We start from the raw sequence: 21,612 nt of genomic DNA, 5'->3' as shown, positions 1-21,612 counted from the left end.
CGGCCCCTAGCGCCCCACCGCCGCCAGCACGCGGGCCAGCATGTCGCGGGTGCGCGGTTCGGCAAACAGGGGGCTTTGGCGCAGCGCGTCGGCGCGGGCGCGGAACGAGGCCAGGTCCGGCGCGTCCACCACCTGCATGCCCGCCTCGCGCAGGCGGCGCAGGTAGTCGGCGTCCTTCTCGCGGTTGTACGCCCGCTGGTACGCGGCGGCGTCGGCCATGCTCTGCATGACCAGCGCGCGGTCCGCCTGGGGCAGCCCGTTGAACCAGGCCAGGTTGGCCAGGTCCGCGTGGGCGGAATAGACGTGCCCGGTCAGCGAAAGATGCCGCTGCACCTCGGGCATGCGGTATTCCGCCATGACCCACAGGGGGTTCTCCTGCCCGTCGATGGTGCCCTGCTGCAATTCCGCATAGACGGGCCAGCCCATGGGCGTGGGGTTGGCGCCCAGGGCGCGCCACAGTTCGCGGTGCAGGGTCGATTCCAGCACGCGGATCTTCAGGCCGCGCACGTCGTCCACGATGCGCACCGGGCGCACGTTGTTGGTCAGGTGGCGGAAGCCGTTCTCGGAAAAGTGCAGCCCTTTCAGGCCCACCCGCTCCAGCGCATCGAGCAGCGCCCTTCCCACCGGCCCGTCCAGCACGCGGTCGGCCTCGGCCGCGTCGCGGAACAGGAAGGGATAGTCCAGCACCTTCACCTCGGGCACGAACGGGTCGAGCACGCCCAGGGTGATGATGGCCAGTTGCACGCCGCCCAGTTGCAGCTGTTGCAGGATTTCGGTCTCGGTGCCCAGGGTGCCGGAATGGTGCACCACCACCCGGTACGCCCCGTGCGAGCGCTCTTCCAGCAACTGGCGGAACCGTTCGGCGCAGACGTGCTGGGCCGAGCCGGGCGTGGTCACCACGGCCAGGGTCAGTTCGATGGCGGCCCCGGCAGAGCGGGCGGTGCGGGACGTTCCGGGCAGGATGGCCGTCAGGCAGGCCACGGCCAGGGCCACCGCAAGGACATGGCGCAGGACGCGCCCCCGGCGGAAGCAGGCCAGGGCGGACGGCAACGGACGGATGGAGCGGAAAAGGCGGTGCATGGCGGTCCTCACCGGATGGCGGAAAGGAAACATGATGGCCGGGACAAGGCAGGACAGGACCGGACACCATCAGAAACCCTGCGGAAAGCGCACGATGACGGAACGCGAACCCCTTGCCATCACAGGTTGAAATACCGGTAGCCGCATGATAAGCATGCGATATCGGGGTTTCGACAGAACCTGGGCATCCGCCGGGCAGCGCCGTGGACGCGGCATCTCCCGGACCGGCGGCGGGCGCGCACCATAGCCGCTTGGGCGGCGGGGTTCAACCCCCGTTGCGCTCCGCTGGCCGCCTGGCCGTCGGGCAGGATTTTCCGAACGGATTCAGCCTACCACACAACGCCGCAACGCGCACCCGCAACTGCCGCCGCCCGGCACGCCATCGCACCATCCGAGACACACCAAAGGATTTCCCATGACCGAAGGCAACCTCACCCACCGCGACCTCGCCCGCATGCTGGGCGTCTCCGAAACCACGGTCAAGAGCTACCGCCGCAAGTTCCCGGACTGCATCCCGGTGGCCAGCCAGGGCAAGCCCATCCGTTTCACGGCCGAGGCGGCGGCGGTGTCCCTGCGCATCCGCGACCTGTTCGAGATGGGCATGTCGGTGGAAGAGGTGCGCGCCCGCCTGGCCGCCGAATTCGCGTGGATATCGCCGCAGGCCCCGTCAAGGGACGCCAGGGATGCCCGGGACGCCAGGGACGGCGCGGAAGACGCCGCCCCCCCCGCGCCGCCGCAGCCCGCGCGCGTGGAACTGCCGCAGGACTTCACCCTGGCCGTGAGCAACCTGGCCAAGAGCATGGTGGGGCTTACCCAGCAGCAGAACGCCATCCTGAAGCGGGTGCAGCACATCGAAACACTGGTGGGCGGACTGGCCCCCGCCGACGGTGCCCAAACCGGCCAGATCGGCCAGACCGGCGCAGTCGGCCGCCCCGCCTGGCTGGACGAGGCACAGGCCCTGGCCGCCCGGTTCGAAGCCCTGCTGGGTGCCGTGGCGGGCGACGCCGGGCAGGCCGCACCCGCGCCCGTGGGCGCTCCCCACTCCACGGCCCCCACTGCGCCCACCCCCACCCAGCCCGAGGCCCCCGCCGTATCCGCGCCCGCCGCTTCCGCAGGCGAGATCGACGGGGACGACGCGGCCACTTCCGCCAAGCTCCCCCACACCGCCACCTCCGGCGGCCGGGTGGTGCCCTTCCCCGGCGGCATGGCCGCCCCGGCGTCCGGCGCGTCCGGCGCTCCGGGCGCGCCCGACATGCCCGAGGCCGCCTTTCCCGCCCCGCAGGACCCCCCGCGCCACCTGCTGGCCCTGCCGCTGGTGGTGCAGTCGCCCCAGGGCGAATTCCTGGGCGTGGCCGGGCGGGCGCGCGGCCGCTTCTGCATCAACGACCTGAAAGCCATGCTGGCCTTCGCCTTCCAGCCTCCGGACCACTACGCCCTGCGCAGCGAACCGGCCGAAGACGGCGGATGGTGGCTGACCCTGGAACAGCCCCAGGCCGCCGAACCATACGACGTGGTCCTGCTGGTGGACGAATCGGTCACCCCGCGCGGCAACCAGGTGACCGTGGTGCGCCGTTACGTGGCCAACGGCGTGGAAAGCCACCCCACGGAGATTTACGGGTTCCTGCGCGCGGTGCAGGGCTAGGGGCTGCCGCCGTTGCAACATCCATGCGGGCAAGGCGCACGGGCGGCGCGGCGGGATATCGCGCACGCGGCCGAACACCCGCCCCCGCGCGGGCCGACACACGTTCGACGAATTGTAACATCCACGTGACGGACGCGACACGAACCGGCGCGAGACAAGGATGATGAAACAGTACTCCCTGCGCAAACGGCTCGTCGTGGGCACCTGGCTGCTGCTGATCGTGGCGCTGCTGCCGCCCTATCTCTATTTCGACAAGACCCTGCGCCGCGACGTGCTGCTGGAGGCCAAGGCCCGCGCCGCCGAGGACGTGGACACCACCTACTGGCTGCTGCGCGAGCACCCCCCCTTCCCCTCGTACCGGCATCTCAACGGCTGGGTCACGGAGCTCTCGCGCCGCACGGGCACCCGCATCACCTACATCGTGGACGGCCACGTCACGGCCGACTCCGACGTGCCCTACGAGCGCCTGTCCACGCTGGAGGACCACGCCAACCGGCCGGAGGTGGTGGAGGCCCGGTCCGGCACGCTGGGCACCGACGTGCGCTTCAGCGCCACCCTGGGCAAGGACCTGATCTACGCCGCCCGCAAGGTGGACGGCATCGCCGGGCTGGACCCCGGCACCCTGCGCCTGGCCCTGCCGCTGTCCGTGGTGCACGACCGGCTGGACCGCATGGAAAAGGGGCTGGTGTGGGCCTTCCTGTTCTCGCTGCTGGCCAGCGGCGCGCTGGGCCTGCTGGTCACCCGGCCGCTGTTGCGCGGCATGGAGACCATGGCCATGGCCGCGCAGGCCATCGGGCAGGGCGAGTTCGGCCGGCGCATCCGCGACATACCCGGCCGCGAGCTGCGGCCGCTGGCCCACGCCATCAACGGCATGGCCCACAACATCGAGCAGCACCTGCACCAGCTCAACGAGCAGAAGGGGCGGCTGGAGGCCGTGTTCAACGGCATGCACGAAGGGGTCATGGTGCTGGACGCCACCGGGCGCATCGATTCCATGAACCGCGCGCTCACCGCCATGTTCACGGGCATCGGCAACAAGCTGGGGGCCACCCCGCTGGAGGCCACCATGAAGCCCGAACTGCAACGCCTGGTGGACGAAATGCTGGTGTCGCCCGACCCGCGCGGCGCCAGCATGCAGACCGACCTGGGCGAGGGGCGCGCCTTCGAGATTTCGCTGGTGCCCTTCCGCGACGCCTCGGGCCAGCGCATGGTGCTGGTGTTCCACGACATCAGCGAGCGCGAAAAGCTGGAGCACATCCGCCGCGACTTCGTGGCCAACGTCTCGCACGAGCTCAAGACCCCGCTCACCAGCATCAAGGGCTACGCCGAAACGCTGCTGGAAGGGCCGCCCGCCTCGCCCGGCCAGATGTCCGCCTTCCTGCGCACCATCCTCAAGAACGCCAACCACATGACCAAGATGGTCAACAGCCTGCTGGTGCTGGCCCGCTCGGAGCACAAGGGCGACAAGGTGGCCCTGACCGGCGTGGACGCCGCCGAGGTGTTGCGCCAGACCCTGCGCGAACTGGAGCCGGTGGCCGCGCGCAAGGAGATCGTGCTGGAAAACGGCGTGGGAGCCACCCCGCTGCCGGTGCTGGCCGACCGCGACGGGCTGGTGGAGGTGTTCCGCAACCTGCTGGACAACGCCATCAAGTACAGCCCGCCGCGCACGCGGGTGGGGGTTTCCGCCACCGCCGCCGACGGCCGGGTGACCCTGTGCGTGAGCGACCAGGGGCCGGGCATTCCGGAAAAGAGCCGCGAACGCATCTTCGAGCGGTTCTACCGGCTGGACCGCGACGGCGACGGCGCCAAGAACGGCAGCGCGGGCCTGGGCCTCGCCATCTGCCGCCGCATCGTCATGAGCCACGGCGGCGACATCTGGGTGGAAAGCCCGCTGGATGCCGCCACCCGCACCGGGGCCGCGTTCTTCGTCATGCTGTTCGCGCCCCGCCCCGACGATGCCGAGGACGCCGAGGACGCCGAGGGCGAGGAACCGGACGGCCATGCCCCGTACGACGACGGCGTGGCCGAAGACGCGTCCATGGCTGCCATGGACGCCGCGCCGGAAGGCGGGCCGTCCTCGGGTACCGCTACGCCGGATACCGCCGCCGCGCCCGCCAACACGCCCGATGATCCCGATGCACCGGAAGAGTCCGACGGGCGGGACACGGAGCGGGACACGGACGGACCGTCCGGGCCACCGCGCACGGCGTGACGGACAGCCCGCCGCGCCGCCAGATGGCGGAACGGCCCGTCACCCCCCACCCGCTGCCGGGCGGCCACGCCTCCAGACGCAACGAGCCCGCCACTGCCGCGCGGGGCGCGGAAACGACGGGCAAGGCAGGCAAGACCGGGGAAGCCGCACCATCCGTCCGGCATGCGGAACGGGGTGGCGGCGGGGGACGGAGGCTACTTCATGCGGTAGGTGATGCGGCCGCGCGTCAGGTCGTACGGCGAAAGTTCCACCTTCACGCGGTCGCCGGGCAGGATGCGGATGTAGAACTTGCGCATCTTGCCGGAGATGTGGGCCAGCACTTCGTGGCCGTTCTCGAGCTCCACGCGGAACATCGCGTTGGGCAGGGCTTCCTGCACCACGCCGTCAACCTCGATGGCATCTTCCTTTGCCATGGTTCCTCCGTCTCGTTCTCGCGAACCCCGTGCGAGCGGGGCAAATCAACTGCACCGCCATTTCACATAACGCCGGTTTTGTCAACAAAACCGCGCCGCACAAGGGTTCGCGGCCCCTTCCCCGCAGCGGAGCCGGACGGAACGATCACGTGGCCGAGGGGGGGCCGCTCCCGCCATTCCCGGCGGAGAAACGGCGCGTCATGCAGACGAGGGCAGACGAGGGCAGACGAGGGCAGACGAGGGCGGACGAAGACGGATGGCGGCGGCTGACGGGCGGCGGACCAGCGCCCTCCTACCGGGCTGCGGAGCCCTCCGCCGCGCCACGGTTGCGCAGCAGCAGCCACAGCCCCACGCCGAACAGCGGCAGGCACAGCACCTGGCCCATGGTCAGCCAGCCGAAGGCCAGGTAGCCCAGTTGCGGGTCGGGCTCGCGCACGAATTCCACGGCAAAGCGGAACACCGCGTACAGCACGCCGAACAGGCCGGACACCGCGCCCACCGGCCGTTTGCGGCCGGAGAACCACCACACCGCCGCGAACAGCGCCACGCCTTCCAGCGCGGCTTCGTACAATTGCGAGGGATGCCGGGGAAAGGGGCCGCCGTCGGGGAACTCCATGGCCCACGGCAGCGTGGTGGGCGCGCCCCACAACTCACCGTTGATGAAGTTGCCGATGCGGCCGAAGAACAGCCCCGGCGGAATCAGCGGCGCCACGAAGTCCACCACGGACATGAATTCGCGCCCGGTGCGCCGGGCGTACATCCACACCGCGAACAGCACGCCCAGCAGGCCGCCGTGGAAGGACATGCCCCCGTGCCAGATCTGGAAGATGGCGGCGGGCTGGCTGACGTAATAGGCCAGGTCGTAGAACAGGATGTAGCCCAGCCGTCCCCCCAGCACCACGCCGAAGATGGCCCAGGTGACCATGTCGTCCACGTCCTGCGGCTGCCAGCCGCTGCCGGGCCGGGCGGCGCGGCGGCGGCCCAGCCACCACCCGGAGACGAAGCCGAACAGGTACATCAGCCCGTACCAGCGGAACTGCAACGGGCCGATGGAGATGGCCACGGGATCCATGCGGGGGAATGCGAGCATCGGGGCTCCGGAACTGCTTGTGGTTGCGGAAGAGGCTGGCGCGGCGCGCGCAAGGGCGAAACACCCGAGGCTGTGGTACGACCAGCGCCCGCATCCGTCAATGCCGGGGCGCGTGCGGCACATGGCCGGGACCGGGCAAACCGGCGGGCAGCGGCGCCGGAGAACACCGGACGCCCGGCCGGAAAGCGCACGAACCCGGCCCTTCCGCGCCGATTTCACACAAGGCTGTTGACAACCTGGGGGGTTTCGGGCAAGAACCTACTTCCGCTTGGGGCTGTAGCTCAGTTGGGAGAGCGCTTGAATGGCATTCAAGAGGTCAGGAGTTCAATTCTCCTCAGCTCCACCAGAATTTCGCAGGGGTTATCCGAAAGGGTAACCCCTGCGCCTTTTCGCGTTTCCACAGGGAGGCGACATGGCACCCACCGTCTGGTTCACCTACTTCCTGCTCATGACGGCCATCGCGTACACGCCGGGGCCCATGACCATGTTCTCCATGTCCACCAGCGTGCGCAACGGCTTCGCGCGGACCGTGCCCGCCATCCTGGGCGGCTCGTGCGCCTACTGCGCGCAGATGGTGGTGGTGTATTTCGGACTGGGGGCCATCGTGCAGGGCTCGGTGACGGTGTTCAACTGCATCAAGTGGGTGGGCGTGGCCTACCTGGTGGCGCTGGCCCTGAAGAACTGGCGCGCCGCGCCCATGGCCGGGGACGACGGGGACGCCCGCCCGGCCCCCACGCCGCGCAGACAGTTCTGCCTGGGCTTCGCCACGGGCATGTCCAACCCCAAGTCCATCCTGGTGTTCACCGTGCTCTTTCCGCAGTTCATCGAGCCCACCCACTACACCGCGCACTTCTGCATCCTGGCGGCCAGCTTCTTCGTCATCCAGGGCAGCAGCGCGGTGACTTACGCCCTGTTCGGGGCGCGGGTGTTCCGCTGGCTGCGGCGCCGGTCGCTGGAACACGTCCAGCACAAGGCCACGGCCGCCATCCTGTTCGGCGCGGCGGGCATGCTGGCGGTCAGCAGGCGCTAGGGCGGGGCTCGCACGCTCCCGTGGCGGGCAATCCGTCACCCATCCCCGGCCTGCTGCGGGATACACGCCCCGCCCCCACGTCATTGCCGTGCTGCCGCCGCGCATTCCTCCAGCATCGCCTCCCAGGCACCCACGGTGCGGGCCATGGAAAAATCCTCGGCCCGTGCCCGCCCGGCGGCGGCACGGGCGGCGATGTCGGCGGCATCCGGCCCAGCCGCCTCGCCCAGCAGGGGGTGCAGGGCGTCCGCCAACGCCACGGAGTCGCCCACGGGCACCAGCGTCCCGAACGCACCGCCCTCCAACACCTCGAAAGGGCCGCTGGGGCAGCCGGTGGACACCACGGGCAGGCCCAGCGCCAATGCCTCCACGAGCACCAGCGAAAACCCCTCGAACGCCGAACTCACGCCCAACGCCCGGGCATGGCGCATCAGCGGCCACGGATTCAGAAAACCCGGCAGCAGCGTGGAGTCCGCCACACCCAGCCTTCGCGCCTCAGCCTCCAGGAACGGGCGCTCCGGTCCTTCCCCGGCGATGCACAGGATCTGCCGTCCGCCGCGCTGCCGCAGCAACGCGTGCGCCGCAATGAGCACCTGAAAGGCCTTCTGCTCCACCAGCCGTCCCACCCCCAGCAGCACGGGGCCGCGAAAATGCGAAGCCAACGCCTCGGGCAAGGCTTCTTCGGCACCGCGCCGTATCCGGTCGAGGTCCACAGGGTTCCACATCACGCGCAGGATGTCCTTGCTCTTCGGCAGCAGCGCGGCCGTGGACGCCCGCAGCCCATCGCTGACGCAGGCCAGCCTGCGGCACCGCGACGCGGCCAGGCCCAGCAGGGCGGTGTATAGGCGACCGTAAGCCCTGCCGCGTTGATTCAGGTAGCCGGGGATATCCTTGTGCAGCCAGCCCACGGCGCGCCCGCGCGGGGCCAGCAGCGCGGCGGCCAGCAGGCTTTGCAGTTCCAGCGTGCCCACCACCACGTCGCTGCGCAGGCAATCCTGCCGGATGCGCACAAGGTTGCGCAGGGCCGCTCCCGCCGAAGGGGCATCGGGCATCAGCAGCGGCACGCCGACGGGCACCTCGGCCGCGAGACCGGGCAGATGGCGCAGGCAGGCCACGGTGGGGGCGAAGCGACGGCGATCCAACTGGCGCGCCAGCAGCAGGGCAAGTTGCTCGGCTCCGCCGCCATGGCTGTGCATGAGCAACTGGCAGCGGATCACGGCGATGTCCCTTCCGTGCGTGCCGTTTTCACGCCCCCGCGGGATGCACCCCTGGCCAGCGCCAGCATGCAGTAGAACGGCAGGGCGATCAGGGGATTGCGGATGTCGAAGGAGCCCAGCGAGGCCACCAGCAGCATGACCAGCCAGGGTCCGCAGAACGCACTGGCGAACGACAACGCGGCGGAATCGGGCGCCTGGTCGCGCAGGTGCCGCAACCGGCGCCAGAGCAGGCACAGACCGACCCATGCGGCCAGCACCAGGGGAACGCCGTATTCCGCCAGCAGTTCCGGCAGGGCGGACAGGATGGGCAGCTTGCCCCACGCCAGCCACGTGGACAGTTCCTTGTCTTTTTTCGCGGCCGCCTGGTAGCTCTCGCGTTCGAGCACGTAGGGAGAGGACCAGCCACGCCCCACTCCCACGACGGGGTGGTCCGTCGCCGTCCGCAGCAACTCCCGGCCCAGAACATACCGGGGCAGGCGGTCCACGTTGGTCAGCACCATCCGTTCCACCAGGATCCTCGAATACTTCGGCATGCGCGGCACGGCCACCGCGATGGCGACGGCGCACGCCAGCGTCGCGCACAGCACGGCCACGCCAAGACGCCGATGCCTTTGGAACAGCACGGCGGCAAGCAGGCCCATGACCGCCAGCGCCAGCACCATGCCCGTACTGGTCAGGGCCAGCACCATCAGCACGGCGGCGGATACCACCACAGCCAACCCGATCCGCCGCACGCCACGGTGCTCCGCTCCGCCAAGGCCCATCAGCCCGAACCCGAGCGGCACGAAGAACACCCCCAGCATGACCGCCAGCGCCGAAGCCTCTTCGAACACGCCGTTGATGCGCCGGATGGTCAGCGTGTAGCTGCCCTTGCCGTAGAAATCGTGGACGGCTTCTCCCCAGCGCGATTCAAGCACGGCGGCAATGTGCCGCAACATGTCGCCGTACCAGGCCATCCCCTCCGGCGTTGCCAGGCCGAACCCCACGCCGTAGGCATACACGCCTTGCAACAGGCACAGCACGCACAGCGCGACGAATCCGGCAATACCCCCGCGCACCACGTTGCGACGGCTGGTGGAGTGCTCCATCAGCAGGTGGCACAGTTCCATGAAAAACACGATGAACGGCAGTTGCATCGCCAGCTTGCCAAGCGAAACAGCCACAGACCGCCAGGCAGGCATACCCTCCACGGGAAAGCTCAAGGCGCTGTTCCACACCGCCACGGCCTGCACCGCCATCACCAGCATCACCCACGGCAGCAGTGGCGCCATCCGCGCCCATGCCCGGCGCGGGCTCCACAGCCCGCGGACCCAGGCCCAGCACAGCATGGGCAGCGCCACGTAGAACAGCAGATGCTGCATATTGTAATTGGGAATGAACGTAAAAATCCAGCGCTGCCAGAGCGCAACGGGGATGAGCAAGAGGGCGAACAGGGAAAGGGGAGACGTCATGGCTTTGCCCCACGGCGCCTTCCCGTCATGATGAAGCACAGCAGCTCCCGAAGGTATGGCAGGACGTTACGTAGATTCTCCTGGCGGCGGTGCCCGTGCCACACCGAATCGATGCACACGAGGCAGGCCGGATAGTACACGCAGTGCAGGAACACCAGCTTGGCGTACACGGGCAGGAATTCCCGGAACACCCCGCGCCCCCCGAGAAAGGCGCGCATGTCCGCAAGGCTGTCCATGGCGTCGCAACGCAACATGACATCCGACGAAACACTGTGGTCACGCCGGATGTAGGTATAGACCACCTCGGGGCAGAGCGCCACGCGCGGTCCGCAGCCCAGCGCCTTGTACACGAACACCCCGTCCTCGAACATCCTCGACGCGGGAAAGGCGATGCCGTTGGCCAGCAGGAAGCTTTTGCGGAACAGCTTGTTCCATACGGGGGCAAGGATGTCGGTCCGGTTGCGCAGTGGAATGCCGGGCCGTTCATCGGCCAGGACGGAAAATGTTGTCGACCGCCTGCTCACCACGTAGCTGGCGATGACCATGTCGGCATCCCGCCGCAACGCCGCCCGGTGGAGGTTCTCCAGCATGTCCGGCGCGGGGATGTCGTCCGCGTCGGCAAAGGCCACGTATTCGCCCGACGCGGCGGCGATGCCGAGCTGTCGCGCCCGGCCCGTGCCCACGGAAACGGCGTTGGCGACCAGCCTGACCCGGCCGGGATGCTCCCGGGCATAGGCCCGGCACAACGCATCCGAACCGTCCGCAGAGCCGTCATCCACGAGCACGATCTCCGCAGCGGCCATCGTCTGCACGAGCAGGCGCTCCATGGCCTGCGGAAGATACGCGGCGGCGTTGCGCACGGGCACGATGACGCTGACGGCCACGGTCATGAACGGCTCCTGCGGAAGGGAATACGCAGCAGGCCGGGGTCGACCCTGTACATGACCACGAACAGGATGGCGCAGATGATGCCCTCCATCCCCGTCGAAAGCCATGCCCCGGCCACGGCCCCGAACATGCCGGCCAACGGGATGGCCACGGCGAGTCCGGCCAGCGCCGAGATGCCGATGGCCAGGGTCAGGACCCTCTCGCGGCCCCGGGGCACGAGCCCCAGCGTTCCCAGCACGCAATTGAGGGGCAGCAGCACCAGCAAGGGGCACAGCCAGCGCAGCAGCGGCGCGGCCTCCGCGTATTCGCGGCCCAACGCCAGGGTGACCAGCCATGGCGCCAGCCACCATACGCCCACGGCCCCTGCTCCCATGATCACGGCGGCCCACGCCAGCGTACGGCGCAACAGGCTGCCGCCGCAGCCGTGGCTCCGGGCCGCGCACAGTTCGGGGAACAGTGTCAGCGTCACGGGCATGGTCAGGCTCACCAGTCCGCGCGCCATCTTGTCGCAGGCGATGAGCATGCCCATGTCGCGTGCGGGCAGCACGCCGCCCAGCAGCAGGGGCGCCCCGTGCGTCTTGGCCATGGCGCCAAGGTGCGCGAGAAACAGATGGCGGGTTGCGCGCAGGGCGCGCCACCCATCGACAAGGCGCATTCCGCCGGCATGCGGCCCCAATTGCCTGAAAATACGTGCCGTCAGCCACCCATACCCCCCCGCCCGCACCAGCAGCAACAGCAGCAGGTAGCGCGTCCAGTGCTCCGGCTGGCGCACCAGCGGCAGCATGAGCAGCAGCACGGCCAGCCCCCCGCCCACTTCCCAGGCGGCCACCCGCGCGACGCCCGCGCCCATGCCCTGGTAGAACCACAGGGGGTTGAACCCCAGCGTGATGCCGTTGGCCACGGCCAACGCATAGCCCCACGGATGCTGCCGGGCCGGGGACAGCGCCAGCCAGCCCGCCACGGCCAGCACCGCGCAGGCCACCGCCAGCAGGCACTTGGCGCTCAGGATGTCCCCCACGGCGCGGCCGAGGGCCACCGGATCCTCGCGGAGCACGGCCACTTCGCGCACGGCCCCCAGCGCGAAGCCCCACTCCACGCACATGGCGGCCACGGCCGACACGGTGAGCATGTACAGCGTCGTTCCGAACGGGCCGGGGCCCAGCACGCGGGAAAGGTATGGCAGGGCCAGCAGGGGCAGCACCATCTGCGCCGCCTGGATTGCCCCGAACGAGGCCAGGGTGGACAGGCGCGGCACCCGGGCCGCCAGACGCCGCAGGATATTCACCGGCTAGCCCTTGACCCGGGCCAGGCGACGGTACAGGTCGGCATAGGCATGGTAGGTGCGCCGCGCGTCGTAGTGGTCGGCAATGCAGGCGCGGGCGGCCTGTCCCATCCTGCGGCGCAGGTCGGCGTCGGCGGCCAGTCGGCGCACGTGGTCGGCCAGTTCATCCGGGTCGTGCCCGAGCAGGCCGGTCACCCCGTCCTCGATGACCACCTCGTTGGAGGGAATGCGGGTGGCTACCACCGGCTTGCCCAGGGCCATGGCCTCGAGGATGCTGTAGGACAGCCCTTCCCAGCGCGAAGTCTGCACGTAGATGTCCAGTTCCGCCAGCCGGCCCAGCGCCGTGGCCCGATCCAGCCAGCCGGTGCGGCGCACATGGGGCGGCAGGCATGTCGGCGGCCCTTCCGCAGCGCCGATCCACGTCCAGTCCACCTCGTCGCGCAGGCGGCAGGCAATATCGGCGGCCCTTCCGCAGCGCCGATCCACGTCCAGTCCACCTCGTCGCGCAGGCGGCAGGCAATATCGGCGAATAGTTCGGGGGCACGTTGCGGCACGGCGCGGCCGCAGGTGCCCGCCAGCACCCTGGTGCCGACGGGACTTCCGGGCGCGCGTGCCGCCATGGCGTCAAGGGCGGACAGGTCCACGGCGTTGCGCACGAAGACCACGGTGCGTCCGGCACCCGCCAGTTGGCGCGAGAAGACGTATTCCTCGGCGCCGCAGGCGGCGATGGCCTGCCCAGCGCGGGCGACCAGCCATTCGATGCCCTTGAAGGCCGCCCTGACCGGAGCGGAAATGTCGGTGCGCAGGAACGCATACCCGTGCGGGGTATAGGCCGAGGGCACGCCGCAATATCTGGCGACGATGCGCCCGTAGACGCCCGCCTTGGACGAGTGGCAGTGGACCACGTCGGGCCGGATGCGCCGGATCAGCGCGTGCAGTTCCCGGCAGGCCAGCACCCCGGGGGCGATGCCCACGCCCATGGGCACGCGATGGAAGGCCACGTCGTCCGGAAACAGCGAGGCGAAATCGGCGGGGGTTTCCTCGCGCGGGGCATAGGCCACGGAATGGCGAAACCCCGGCCGTACGGCATGGCAGAGCGTGGAGAGGGCCGTCAGGCAGCCCGCCGCGAAGGATTCCACTATGTGCAGGATATGCATGTCAAACCGTGTCCGGCGTGCCGCTGCTGATTCTCGGGCGGAACGAATGGCGATGCCCGCGACGCACCGACTCCCCTGGCGACGGGCCGAGCGGCCCGGAATTGGCGGACAATCCGCCCGGATGCTTGTGCAACGGCCACACACCGCTTGAGAAACACATCCCCTTGCATTGGTCAACAATGACGAAACAGCGGCCCGTCACGACATGCCCGCCATGCGAGACGGAACGTCGCCGGCCAACCGCACCGAGCCCCGCGCCCGCATGGTACAGGGCGCTCCCAAAAAGGACACCCCCCGGACCAGGTCCAGGGGGTGCTTTTTTTCGCCCGGCGGGTGCACGCGGGGCGCGGGGCGGGCGGGAGCATTCATGCCCGCCCCGCGCTTTCGGACGAAAGTCCGTCACGCTACGGCAGCATCCACTTCAGCGGGTAGGCCTGGAGCATGGTGAGCACGCAGATGAACAGCGTCATGCCCACGGAGTGCCACAGGGTGAAGCGGAACAGCTGGCCTTCCTGGCCCACCATCTTGGTGGCCGCGGTGGCGACCGAGATGGACTGGGGCGAGATCATCTTGCCGGTGACGCCACCCGAGGAGTTGGCGGCAACGGCCAGGTGCGGATCCATGCCCACGCTGGTGGCGGTGGTGCGCTGCAGACCGCTGAAGAGCGCGTTGGACGAGGTGTCCGAACCGGTCAGGAACACGCCCAGCCAGCCCAGCAGCGGCGAGAAGAACGGGAACAGCCAGCCGGTCTTGGTGAAGGCGAGGCCCATGGTCGAGCTCATGCCGGAGTAGTTCATGATCTGGGCCAGGCCAAGGATCATGGCGATGGTCAGGATGGGGAAGCGCAGCTGATGCATGGTGCGGAACAGGCAGGGGATGGCCTGGCCGTAGCCGTACTTGGGCATCATGGGCACCGCGAGCAGGCCGGTGAACAGGATCGCGGTACCGGCGGCGGAGATGATGTTCAGCTTGTACATGGCGCCGTACGGAGCGTTGGCGGCCACGATGGGCATGGTCTTTTCGATGGCGTTGTGCAGGCCCGGCCAGGCAAAGCCCTTGGCGGCCAGCGGGGTGAACCCGCCGCCCAGGGCGCCGTCGAGGTAGGGCTTGATTTCCGGCAGGCCCCAGAAGAACACCATGACGGCCAGGATGATGTAGGGCGTCCAGGCGCGGAGGATCTCACCGAAGGAGTAGGGCGAGGGACCGGTGAGGGCCGAGGGGGTTTCGTCGGGGAAGTGCCAGGTGGTGGCGGGCTTCCACACGCGCAGCAGCAGCACCATGCCGATGATGGTGATGATGGCCGACATGATGTCGGGCAGGGTCGGGCCGTGGAAGTTCGAGAAGGCGTACTGCGAACCGGCGAAGCACACGCCGGCCACGAGGACGGCGGGCAGCACTTCCAGCGAGCGCTTGAAGCCGCACATGGTCACGCACAGCCACAGGGGCACGATGATCGACAGGAACGGCAGCTGACGGCCGACGATCTGGCTGATGTGCATGGTGTCGAGACCGGACACCTGGCCGGCCACGATGATCGGAATACCGATGGCGCCGAAGGCCACCGGGGCGGTGTTGGCGATGAGGCAGATACCCGCGGCGTACAGCGGGTTGAAGCCCAGGCCCACCAGCATGGCGGCGGTGATGGCCACGGGGGTGCCGAAGCCGGCGGTGCCTTCGATGAACGAACCGAACGCGAAAGCGATGAAGATGGCCTGCAGGCGGCGGTCGTCGGTGAGGCGGGCCAGCGAATCCTTGATGATTTCGAATTCGCCGGACTCAACGGTCATGTTGTAGATCCACACCGCCGTGATGACGATCCAGACGATGGGGAACAACCCGTAGGCGGCGCCGTACAGGGTCGCGTTGACGGCCAGGTTCACGGGCATGCCCCACACCAGGATGGCGAGCAGCACGGCCGCGGTGGTGCCGAGGGCGGCGGCGAAGTGACCCTTCGCGCGGCGCACGGCCAGCATGTAGAAAAGAACATACAGCGGCACGGCCGCGACCAGCGCCGACAAAAGGATGTTCGAGAGCGGATCGTAGTTCTGCACCCAGTTCATGAAACTCCTCCCTTACGGATTATGATGAGGGCCTGCACCGGCCCCAGCCCATGGGCTTGTTCTTGATCGTCGCATTAGCTCAAGGAATACACGACTTCAAGAAGGGAAAGAGAATCTTTTTTTTCAGACTTGATGTATATTTTCAAGGAAAAATCACCATTGCTCCGCAATATTGGACGCACATTTACTAACTGTTTATACAAACAAAATATGTATCACTTTTCATGCATAAAAATCATGCCAAAAAACAGATTCATATACATAAAATATAATCAATATATATCTTCATTACCCATGTTCTGCCAACTCATGAACATCTTCAACTACATCAATGCATGAATATATTGACTCTTTATGGTATGATATATTTATATATGATGGAGTACACCAACTTGCAGATGCACTTTTTCCTTGTTTCACCCGCAGATATGAGGTGCATTTCACGCAATACGACAGGAAGTACGGCATCCTCCCGGCACGGACGTGAACCCGCTGCGGTTCCGAGGCTTGTCCGTGGCGGAAAACGAGGACGCCAATGGCGTTGCTCCCCCCGGCGGGCAAACGGCACTCCTTCCATTTGCCTTGCGCCGTGGCGGCTTGCAGGTGCGGCGGCTTCCGCGGGCGCGAACCATACCACGCAATATGACGTGCCTGATCACTGTTTTTCAACAATGCGCCACGTCATCATGCAGGTGTGCCGAGTCATTTTTGTCCGGAAAAACGGAAAATGTTTTTTTGCCCGAGGCATTATTTTTTTGTGAAGCCGGGCAATCAGGAGGGGGAAGGGGCGCGAAAGCGCACCGAACGGAAGGATGGACGGGGCGATGCCAGAAACGGGCGGGCCACGCAAAAGGGGCGTTTCCGCCATGTTGCGGAAACGCCCCCAAGGGTCGCGTGGTGGGCAATACAGGATTCGAACCTGTGGCCTTTGGCTCCGGAGGCCAACGCTCTATCCATCTGAGCTAATTGCCCGCGAAACGGAACAACTATCACTTGCCCACCGGCACTGTCAAGACATATGTGTTCGCGGGGCACGCCCGCTCACGGCGGCCCGGCAGGGGGTCGCGCACCGGGCTCGCGCACCGGGGCTCGGGCCACGGGTCCGCCGGACGCATGGCTCTCCCCTGCCGGGGCGGCAACGCGACCGGCGCGCTCCGAATGGCCATCCACGCCGTCACATGGCCGCCAATGTGTGACGGTCTTGAAAAAAATCGTGTCGGGCGGCCTTGCAGGCATGGCGCGCCGTGCACATTTTCGATAAAAACATCCGCACCCCACCTCCATCGCGTCGTCCTCCCGCCCCGACTGCCGTCCGTCCGATTTTTTCCGCCCCGGCCGGTACGGTATCGGTCTGGTCCGAACCATCGGGCGCTACCGGGCACCATCGGGGCGCCGGTTCTCCGCGCGCCGCGCGACAACAGCGCACGACGTCAGCGCACGACGCATGGGGGGGACGGGCCCGGTTCCGGAGATTTCATGAAGCGTTTTGTAGTCGGCATATCCGGCGCCAGCGGCATGCCCCTGGCCGTCACCCTGCTGCGCGGGCTGCGGGACGCCGTGCGCGCCCTGCCCGGCGGCGCACAGGTGCACCTCGTGGTGTCCGACGCGGCCCGGCAGGTGCTGGCCCTGGAATCGGACCTGCGCGCGGAGGACCTGCTGGCCCTGGCCGACGTGGTCCACGACGCGCGCGACTTCGGCGCGCCGCCCTCCAGCGGTTCGTGGCCGCACCACGGCATGGTGGTTTGCCCCTGCTCCATGAGCACGCTGGCCGCCATCGCCCACGGCACCGGCAGCAACCTGCTGCACCGCGCCGCCGACGTCACCCTGAAGGAGCGCCGCCCGCTGGTGCTGGTGGTGCGCGAAACGCCCGTGAGCCGGGTGCACCTGCGCAACATGCTGGCCGCCGCCGAGGCGGGCGCGGTGATCATGCCGCCCTGCCCCGGCTTCTACGCGCGGCCCGCCAGCGTGCAGGACATCCTGGACCACCTTGCCGGGCGCATTCTGGACCAGATCGGCGTGCCCAACGCCCTTGCCGCCCGCTGGGGCGAGGCCGCCGAACGGGAATAGCCGCGCGGCGTCAGGCGGAAACGCCGGTTCCCCCGGTATTGCGTCGATACCGGAGGAACCAGGGTATCAAGGAACCGGGGAACCGGGGCCACGTTCCCCATGGCCGCATCGCCGGACGGTCGCCCCGGACGCGGATGTGCCGGATGCGGATGTGCCGGACACGGATGCGCGCCGGGGCCGGGCACGGCGACGCGGAAACCTTTTGCGGAAAGGCAGGATCATACCATGCAGTACAGCCTCACATGGCACGGCCACGCCAATTTCCAGATTTCCTGCGACGGAGCCAACGGGCTCGCCAACGTGCTGGTGGACCCGTTCTTCGAGGGCAACCCCTCGGCGTCCACCCCGTGGACAAGCATCGCCCCGCCCGACCTCGTGCTGGTCACCCACGACCACGGCGACCACGTGGGCCAGGCGGTGCAGATCTGCAACACCACCGGCGCGCTGCTGGGATGCATCGTGGGCACGGCCCAGCGCCTGCTGGAAGAAGGGCTGCGCCCCGGCCTGCTGCTGAACTCCATCGGCTTCAACATCGGCGGCACGGTGACCCACAAGGGCGTCAGCGTCACCATGACCCAGGCCTTCCACTCGTCCGAATCGGGCGCGCCCGTGGGATACATCGTGACCATGCCGGGCGGGTTCACCTTCTACCACGCCGGGGACACGGGCATCTTCTCGTCGATGGAACTGTGGGGACGGCTGCATTCCATCGACCTTGCCATGCTGCCCATCGGCGGCACCTTCACCATGGACGCGCGGCAGGCGGCCATGGCCAGCGCCATGCTGCGCACCCGCTCGGTGGTGCCCATGCACTGGGGCACCTTTCCGGTGCTGGAACAGAACACCGAGCGCTTCCGCGAGCAGTTGCGCAACCATGCCCCCGACTGCCGACTGTTCGACATGAAGCCCGGCGACACCGTCACCCTGGACATGGGCGAGGGGGGCAAGGGCTGCGCGTACTGCTGACCGCACGCGGTCTTTCTTGCCGCTGGCGGGCAGCCCCGCCGGTGCGCAAAAAATCCTCGCGCGCCAATGTGCGCAGCGGGTAACAGGCAAAAACCGGGCACCGGCCGCGAGCGCGCGGCCACGGACCCGCATCGTCAACGTTGCAACACGCCTCGCGCGCCACGCGCCGGAATGCGGATTCCGGCCCACGGGCGCGGGGCATCGCCTCCGGTTTCGCGTGCGGCTGGCATCGTGCGCGGGAGGTCCGGAGCGAACGGGGCGAGCGCCCCGGTTCGGTACCTCCATGGAACACGCGGCGGTAACATACAAATGGGTTGTCTATCTGGTGCGCTGTGCCGACGGGACGCTGTACTGCGGCGTCACCACGGACATGGAACGGCGCCTTGGCGAACACAACCGGGGCAGGGGCGCGCGCTACACGCGCTCGCGCCGCCCGGTCACGCTGATCGCCACCGCCCCGTTCCCTGACCGCGGCAGCGCACAGAAGGCCGAGCATCACGTCAAACGGCTGCCCCCCGACAGGAAGCAGGAAGCGCTGGCACGATACGCAGGCGCACTTCCCGTCGCGGCGCGGCCGAGCGCCCCGCGCACGAAGGAATGAGAATGGAAACCTTACGCTTTGAAGAATTGTCCCTTTCCAAGGAAATCCTGAAGGCCATCGAAGAGATGGGCTTCGAGGAAGCCTCGCCCATCCAGGCCCTGGCCATCCCGCACATCATGGAAGGCCGCGACGTCATCGGCCAGGCCCAGACCGGCACCGGCAAGACGGCCGCCTTCGGCATCCCCCTGCTGGAGCGCGTGGACCCGCGCGAAAAGGACATCCAGGGCATCATCCTGTGCCCCACGCGCGAACTGGCCATCCAGGTGGCGGAAGAACTCACCCAACTGGCCTCGCGCAAGCGCGGCCTGTACGTGCTGCCCGTGTACGGCGGCCAGCCCATCGACCGCCAGTTCAAGGCCCTGCGCCGCGGCGCGCAGGTGGTGGTGGGCACCCCCGGCCGCGTCATGGACCACATGGAACGCGGCACCATCAACCTTTCCACGGTGCGCATGGCCGTGCTGGACGAAGCCGACGAAATGCTGGACATGGGCTTTCGCGACGACATCGAGCACATCCTCGGCCACGTGCCGGGCGAGGCGCAGACGGTGTTCTTCTCCGCCACCATGCCCCCGGCCATCCTTGAGCTGGCCCAGCGCTTCCTGAAGACGCCCGAATTCCTCAAGGTGACCCAGAAGCAGGTCACCGTGCCCAGCATCGAGCAGATCTACTACGAGGTGCGGCCCTTCCAGAAGCTGGAGGCGTTGTGCCGGGTGCTGGACCTGTACAACCCCAAGCGCGCCATCGTGTTCTGCTCGACCAAGCGCGGGGTGGACGAACTGACCCAGCACCTGCAGGGGCGCGGCTACCAGGCCGACGGCCTGCACGGCAACCTCAACCAGTCGCAGCGCGACCGGGTGATGGCGCGCTTCCGCAGCAACGGCATCGAAATCCTGGTGGCCACCGACGTGGCCGCGCGCGGCATCGACGTGGACGACGTGGAGGCCGTGGTCAACTACGACATCCCCAACGCCGTCGAGCACTACGTGCACCGCATCGGCCGCACCGGCCGCGCCGGGCGTTCCGGCCGGGCGTTCACCTTCGTTTCCGGGCGCGACTTCTACAAGTTGCGCGACATCAAGAAGTTCACCAAGGCGCACATCGTGCAGCACCAGGTGCCCACGTCCAGCGACGTGGCCACGGTGAAGACCAACCAGCTGCTGGCCGAAGTGCGCCGCCACATCGAGGCGGGCGAGCTGGAAAAGTACACCGACATCGTGGAATCGTTCCTGGACGAGGACGTGACCACCGTGGACATGGCCGCCGCGCTGCTCAAGCTGCTGATGCGCCGCGAACTGGGCGACGCCGTGCCCGGCGGCGAAAAGACCCCGGCGGGCACCGGCGCCGAACCCGGCATGGTGCGCCTGTTCCTGAACGTGGGCCGCAAGATGCGCGTCACCGCGCGCGACATCGTGGGCGCCATCGCCGGGGAAACCGGCATCCCCGGCCGGATGATCGGGGCCATCGACATCCGCGACCGCGTGTCCTTTGTCGAAGTGCCCGCCGACTACGCCCAGGAAGTCATTTCGGTGATGAACGGCAACCAGATCCGGGGCTTCCGCCTGGGGGTGGAGCCCGCCACGCCGAGGGAACGCGAATAGCCACGCCGGTTCACGCAACCGCACGAACAACAAAAAGGGGAGGGCACGGCAACGTGTCCTCCCCTTCGTTTGCGCCGTTCATGGAACCCGTCGCCGGTCGGGCCGATGCCAGCCGGGCCATTCCGGCGCAGGTCCGGCGCGGGCCCGGCAAGCTAGAGGGCGGTCCCTTTCGTGGGGACATACAACCGGGCCATGTCCGCGCCTTCCAGTTCAAGCAGGCGGATCTTCTTTTCCAGTCCCCCGGCGTAGCCGGTCAGGCTGCCGTCGGCCCCCACCACCCGGTGGCACGGAATGACGATGGAGATCGGATTATGCCCCACCGCCCCGCCCACCGCCTGGCCGGACATGCTTGCCTTGCCCGTCCTGCCGGTCTGGGCGGCAACAATCCGGGCGAGTTCGCCGTAGGTCGTGGTCTTGCCGTACGGAATCTCGCACAGCAGCGCCCATACCGCCCTGCGAAAGGAACTGCCGCGCGGCGCCAGCGGCAACCTTGCAATGTCCGGCTTCCCGCCTGCGAAATACTCGTCCAGCCATTCCCCGGCCACGGAAAACACGGGCAGGTCGTCCCTGGGAACACGCTCTTCCGCAACGGTGCCGCCGAAATATTTCTGCCCTTCCAGCCACAGCCCCACCAGGTTGTCGCCATCGCTCGCCAGCAGGATGGGCCCGAGGGGAGACGAATACCGCGTGGTATAGAACATGGCCGCTCCTTGCACTGCGTGCCGGTTACAGGGAAGGCTCTAGACCATCAGGTCTTTGTTTTTTGCTACCAGCCGTTTCATTTCGGCAATGAGTTGGGGCAGGGGCTTGTTGTAGCGCCATTCACATTCTTTGAGGTGTAATTCGAAGTTCCTCTTCACC

General features: G+C 68.0%; 17 protein-coding genes, 2 tRNA genes and 2 pseudogenes. 8 read left to right on the top strand and 13 right to left on the bottom strand.

Going from position 1 to position 21,612, the window contains the following annotated elements; genetic code table 11:
• Positions 1-6: 6 nt before the first annotated feature.
• Positions 7-1,080 (bottom strand): TRAP transporter substrate-binding protein, encoded by a 1,074-nt coding sequence (locus V6B97_RS13335; RefSeq protein ID WP_333506991.1) that lies wholly within the window; start codon positions 1,078-1,080, stop codon positions 7-9.
• A 415-nt stretch (positions 1,081-1,495) separates the two neighbouring features.
• Between V6B97_RS13335 and V6B97_RS13330 the strand changes: the two genes are divergently transcribed.
• Positions 1,496-2,722: a MerR family transcriptional regulator gene (locus V6B97_RS13330; RefSeq protein ID WP_333506990.1), complete on the top strand. Its 1,227-nt coding sequence runs from the start codon at positions 1,496-1,498 to the stop codon at positions 2,720-2,722.
• A 163-nt stretch (positions 2,723-2,885) separates the two neighbouring features.
• A complete protein-coding gene (locus tag V6B97_RS13325; RefSeq protein ID WP_333506989.1) occupies positions 2,886-4,934 on the top strand; it encodes a sensor histidine kinase in 2,049 nt (682 codons plus the stop codon).
• 194 nt (positions 4,935-5,128) lie between these two features.
• Here V6B97_RS13325 and infA read toward each other — a convergent pair whose 3' ends face one another.
• On the bottom strand, positions 5,129-5,347 hold the full coding sequence (infA, locus tag V6B97_RS13320) for a translation initiation factor IF-1 (RefSeq protein ID WP_007525542.1): 219 nt from the start codon (positions 5,345-5,347) through the stop codon (positions 5,129-5,131).
• Between the two features lie 292 nt (positions 5,348-5,639).
• A complete protein-coding gene (lgt, locus tag V6B97_RS13315) occupies positions 5,640-6,437 on the bottom strand; it encodes a prolipoprotein diacylglyceryl transferase (RefSeq protein ID WP_333506988.1) in 798 nt (265 codons plus the stop codon).
• Positions 6,438-6,707: 270 nt separating this feature from the next.
• Between lgt and V6B97_RS13310 the strand changes: the two genes are divergently transcribed.
• A tRNA-Ala gene (locus tag V6B97_RS13310) sits at positions 6,708-6,783 on the top strand.
• A 66-nt stretch (positions 6,784-6,849) separates the two neighbouring features.
• A complete protein-coding gene (locus V6B97_RS13305) occupies positions 6,850-7,467 on the top strand; it encodes a LysE family translocator (protein ID WP_333506987.1) in 618 nt (205 codons plus the stop codon).
• 80 nt (positions 7,468-7,547) lie between these two features.
• Here V6B97_RS13305 and V6B97_RS13300 read toward each other — a convergent pair whose 3' ends face one another.
• The 8 genes and pseudogenes from V6B97_RS13300 to V6B97_RS13265 form a co-directional block, all read right to left on the bottom strand.
• Positions 7,548-8,681: a glycosyltransferase gene (locus V6B97_RS13300; protein ID WP_333506986.1), complete on the bottom strand. Its 1,134-nt coding sequence runs from the start codon at positions 8,679-8,681 to the stop codon at positions 7,548-7,550.
• A complete protein-coding gene (locus tag V6B97_RS13295; protein ID WP_333506985.1) occupies positions 8,678-10,132 on the bottom strand; it encodes an O-antigen ligase family protein in 1,455 nt (484 codons plus the stop codon). Before V6B97_RS13295 ends, V6B97_RS13300 begins: the two co-directional genes overlap by 4 nt.
• Positions 10,129-11,022, bottom strand: a complete 894-nt coding sequence (locus V6B97_RS13290; protein WP_333506984.1) for a glycosyltransferase family 2 protein — start codon at positions 11,020-11,022, stop codon at positions 10,129-10,131. The genes V6B97_RS13295 and V6B97_RS13290 overlap by 4 nt, the downstream gene beginning before the upstream one ends.
• Positions 11,019-12,305, bottom strand: a complete 1,287-nt coding sequence (locus tag V6B97_RS13285; protein WP_333506983.1) for a lipopolysaccharide biosynthesis protein — start codon at positions 12,303-12,305, stop codon at positions 11,019-11,021. Before V6B97_RS13285 ends, V6B97_RS13290 begins: the two co-directional genes overlap by 4 nt.
• Before the next feature lie 3 nt (positions 12,306-12,308).
• Positions 12,309-12,677 carry a glycosyltransferase family 4 protein gene (locus V6B97_RS13280; RefSeq protein ID WP_442935491.1) on the bottom strand — a complete coding sequence of 123 codons (369 nt, stop codon included), beginning with the start codon at positions 12,675-12,677 and terminating at the stop codon, positions 12,309-12,311.
• A 317-nt stretch (positions 12,678-12,994) separates the two neighbouring features.
• A pseudogene (locus V6B97_RS17455) lies at positions 12,995-13,459 on the bottom strand (glycosyltransferase); the annotation flags it as partial.
• Between the two features lie 404 nt (positions 13,460-13,863).
• A complete protein-coding gene (locus tag V6B97_RS13270; protein ID WP_333506981.1) occupies positions 13,864-15,519 on the bottom strand; it encodes an L-lactate permease in 1,656 nt (551 codons plus the stop codon).
• An 895-nt stretch (positions 15,520-16,414) separates the two neighbouring features.
• A tRNA-Arg gene (locus V6B97_RS13265) sits at positions 16,415-16,491 on the bottom strand.
• Positions 16,492-16,995: 504 nt separating this feature from the next.
• Between V6B97_RS13265 and V6B97_RS13260 the strand changes: the two genes are divergently transcribed.
• From V6B97_RS13260 to V6B97_RS13245, 4 genes are all read left to right on the top strand, one after another.
• On the top strand, positions 16,996-17,586 hold the full coding sequence (locus tag V6B97_RS13260; protein WP_333506980.1) for a UbiX family flavin prenyltransferase: 591 nt from the start codon (positions 16,996-16,998) through the stop codon (positions 17,584-17,586).
• A 225-nt stretch (positions 17,587-17,811) separates the two neighbouring features.
• On the top strand, positions 17,812-18,552 hold the full coding sequence (locus tag V6B97_RS13255; RefSeq protein ID WP_333506979.1) for a metal-dependent hydrolase: 741 nt from the start codon (positions 17,812-17,814) through the stop codon (positions 18,550-18,552).
• A gap of 283 nt (positions 18,553-18,835) precedes the next feature.
• Complete coding sequence (locus V6B97_RS13250) at positions 18,836-19,153, top strand: GIY-YIG nuclease family protein (RefSeq protein ID WP_333506978.1); 318 nt, start codon at positions 18,836-18,838, stop codon at positions 19,151-19,153.
• 2 nt (positions 19,154-19,155) lie between these two features.
• Positions 19,156-20,751, top strand: coding sequence for a DEAD/DEAH box helicase (locus tag V6B97_RS13245; protein WP_333506977.1), 1,596 nt, complete (start codon positions 19,156-19,158; stop codon positions 20,749-20,751).
• A 152-nt stretch (positions 20,752-20,903) separates the two neighbouring features.
• Here V6B97_RS13245 and V6B97_RS13240 read toward each other — a convergent pair whose 3' ends face one another.
• Both V6B97_RS13240 and V6B97_RS13235 read right to left on the bottom strand, forming a co-directional pair.
• Positions 20,904-21,452 (bottom strand): methylated-DNA--[protein]-cysteine S-methyltransferase, encoded by a 549-nt coding sequence (locus V6B97_RS13240; protein ID WP_333506976.1) that lies wholly within the window; start codon positions 21,450-21,452, stop codon positions 20,904-20,906.
• A 39-nt stretch (positions 21,453-21,491) separates the two neighbouring features.
• A pseudogene (locus tag V6B97_RS13235) lies at positions 21,492-21,612 on the bottom strand (IS1595 family transposase); the annotation flags it as partial.

This window comes from Nitratidesulfovibrio sp. 1201_IL3209 (assembly GCF_036763125.1).
Taxonomy (GTDB): Bacteria; Desulfobacterota; Desulfovibrionia; order Desulfovibrionales; family Desulfovibrionaceae; genus Cupidesulfovibrio.
The sequence above is the reverse complement of the archived record's forward strand: the minus strand, read 5'-3'. Positions and strand labels throughout refer to the sequence as shown.

What these genes read in the sequence shown, in the direction of transcription:
- V6B97_RS13335 (WP_333506991.1), bottom strand. Translation starts at nt 1,080, where the DNA reads ATGCACCGCCTTTTCCGCTCCATCCGTCCGTTGCCGTCCGCCCTGGCC.
- V6B97_RS13330 (WP_333506990.1), top strand. Translation starts at nt 1,496, where the DNA reads ATGACCGAAGGCAACCTCACCCACCGCGACCTCGCCCGCATGCTGGGC.
- V6B97_RS13325 (WP_333506989.1), top strand. Translation starts at nt 2,886, where the DNA reads ATGAAACAGTACTCCCTGCGCAAACGGCTCGTCGTGGGCACCTGGCTG.
- infA (WP_007525542.1), bottom strand. Translation starts at nt 5,347, where the DNA reads ATGGCAAAGGAAGATGCCATCGAGGTTGACGGCGTGGTGCAGGAAGCC.
- lgt (WP_333506988.1), bottom strand. Translation starts at nt 6,437, where the DNA reads ATGCTCGCATTCCCCCGCATGGATCCCGTGGCCATCTCCATCGGCCCG.
- V6B97_RS13305 (WP_333506987.1), top strand. Translation starts at nt 6,850, where the DNA reads ATGGCACCCACCGTCTGGTTCACCTACTTCCTGCTCATGACGGCCATC.
- V6B97_RS13295 (WP_333506985.1), bottom strand. Translation starts at nt 10,132, where the DNA reads ATGACGTCTCCCCTTTCCCTGTTCGCCCTCTTGCTCATCCCCGTTGCG.
- V6B97_RS13290 (WP_333506984.1), bottom strand. Translation starts at nt 11,022, where the DNA reads ATGACCGTGGCCGTCAGCGTCATCGTGCCCGTGCGCAACGCCGCCGCG.
- V6B97_RS13270 (WP_333506981.1), bottom strand. Translation starts at nt 15,519, where the DNA reads ATGAACTGGGTGCAGAACTACGATCCGCTCTCGAACATCCTTTTGTCG.
- V6B97_RS13260 (WP_333506980.1), top strand. Translation starts at nt 16,996, where the DNA reads ATGAAGCGTTTTGTAGTCGGCATATCCGGCGCCAGCGGCATGCCCCTG.
- V6B97_RS13255 (WP_333506979.1), top strand. Translation starts at nt 17,812, where the DNA reads ATGCAGTACAGCCTCACATGGCACGGCCACGCCAATTTCCAGATTTCC.
- V6B97_RS13250 (WP_333506978.1), top strand. Translation starts at nt 18,836, where the DNA reads ATGGAACACGCGGCGGTAACATACAAATGGGTTGTCTATCTGGTGCGC.
- V6B97_RS13245 (WP_333506977.1), top strand. Translation starts at nt 19,156, where the DNA reads ATGGAAACCTTACGCTTTGAAGAATTGTCCCTTTCCAAGGAAATCCTG.
- V6B97_RS13240 (WP_333506976.1), bottom strand. Translation starts at nt 21,452, where the DNA reads ATGTTCTATACCACGCGGTATTCGTCTCCCCTCGGGCCCATCCTGCTG.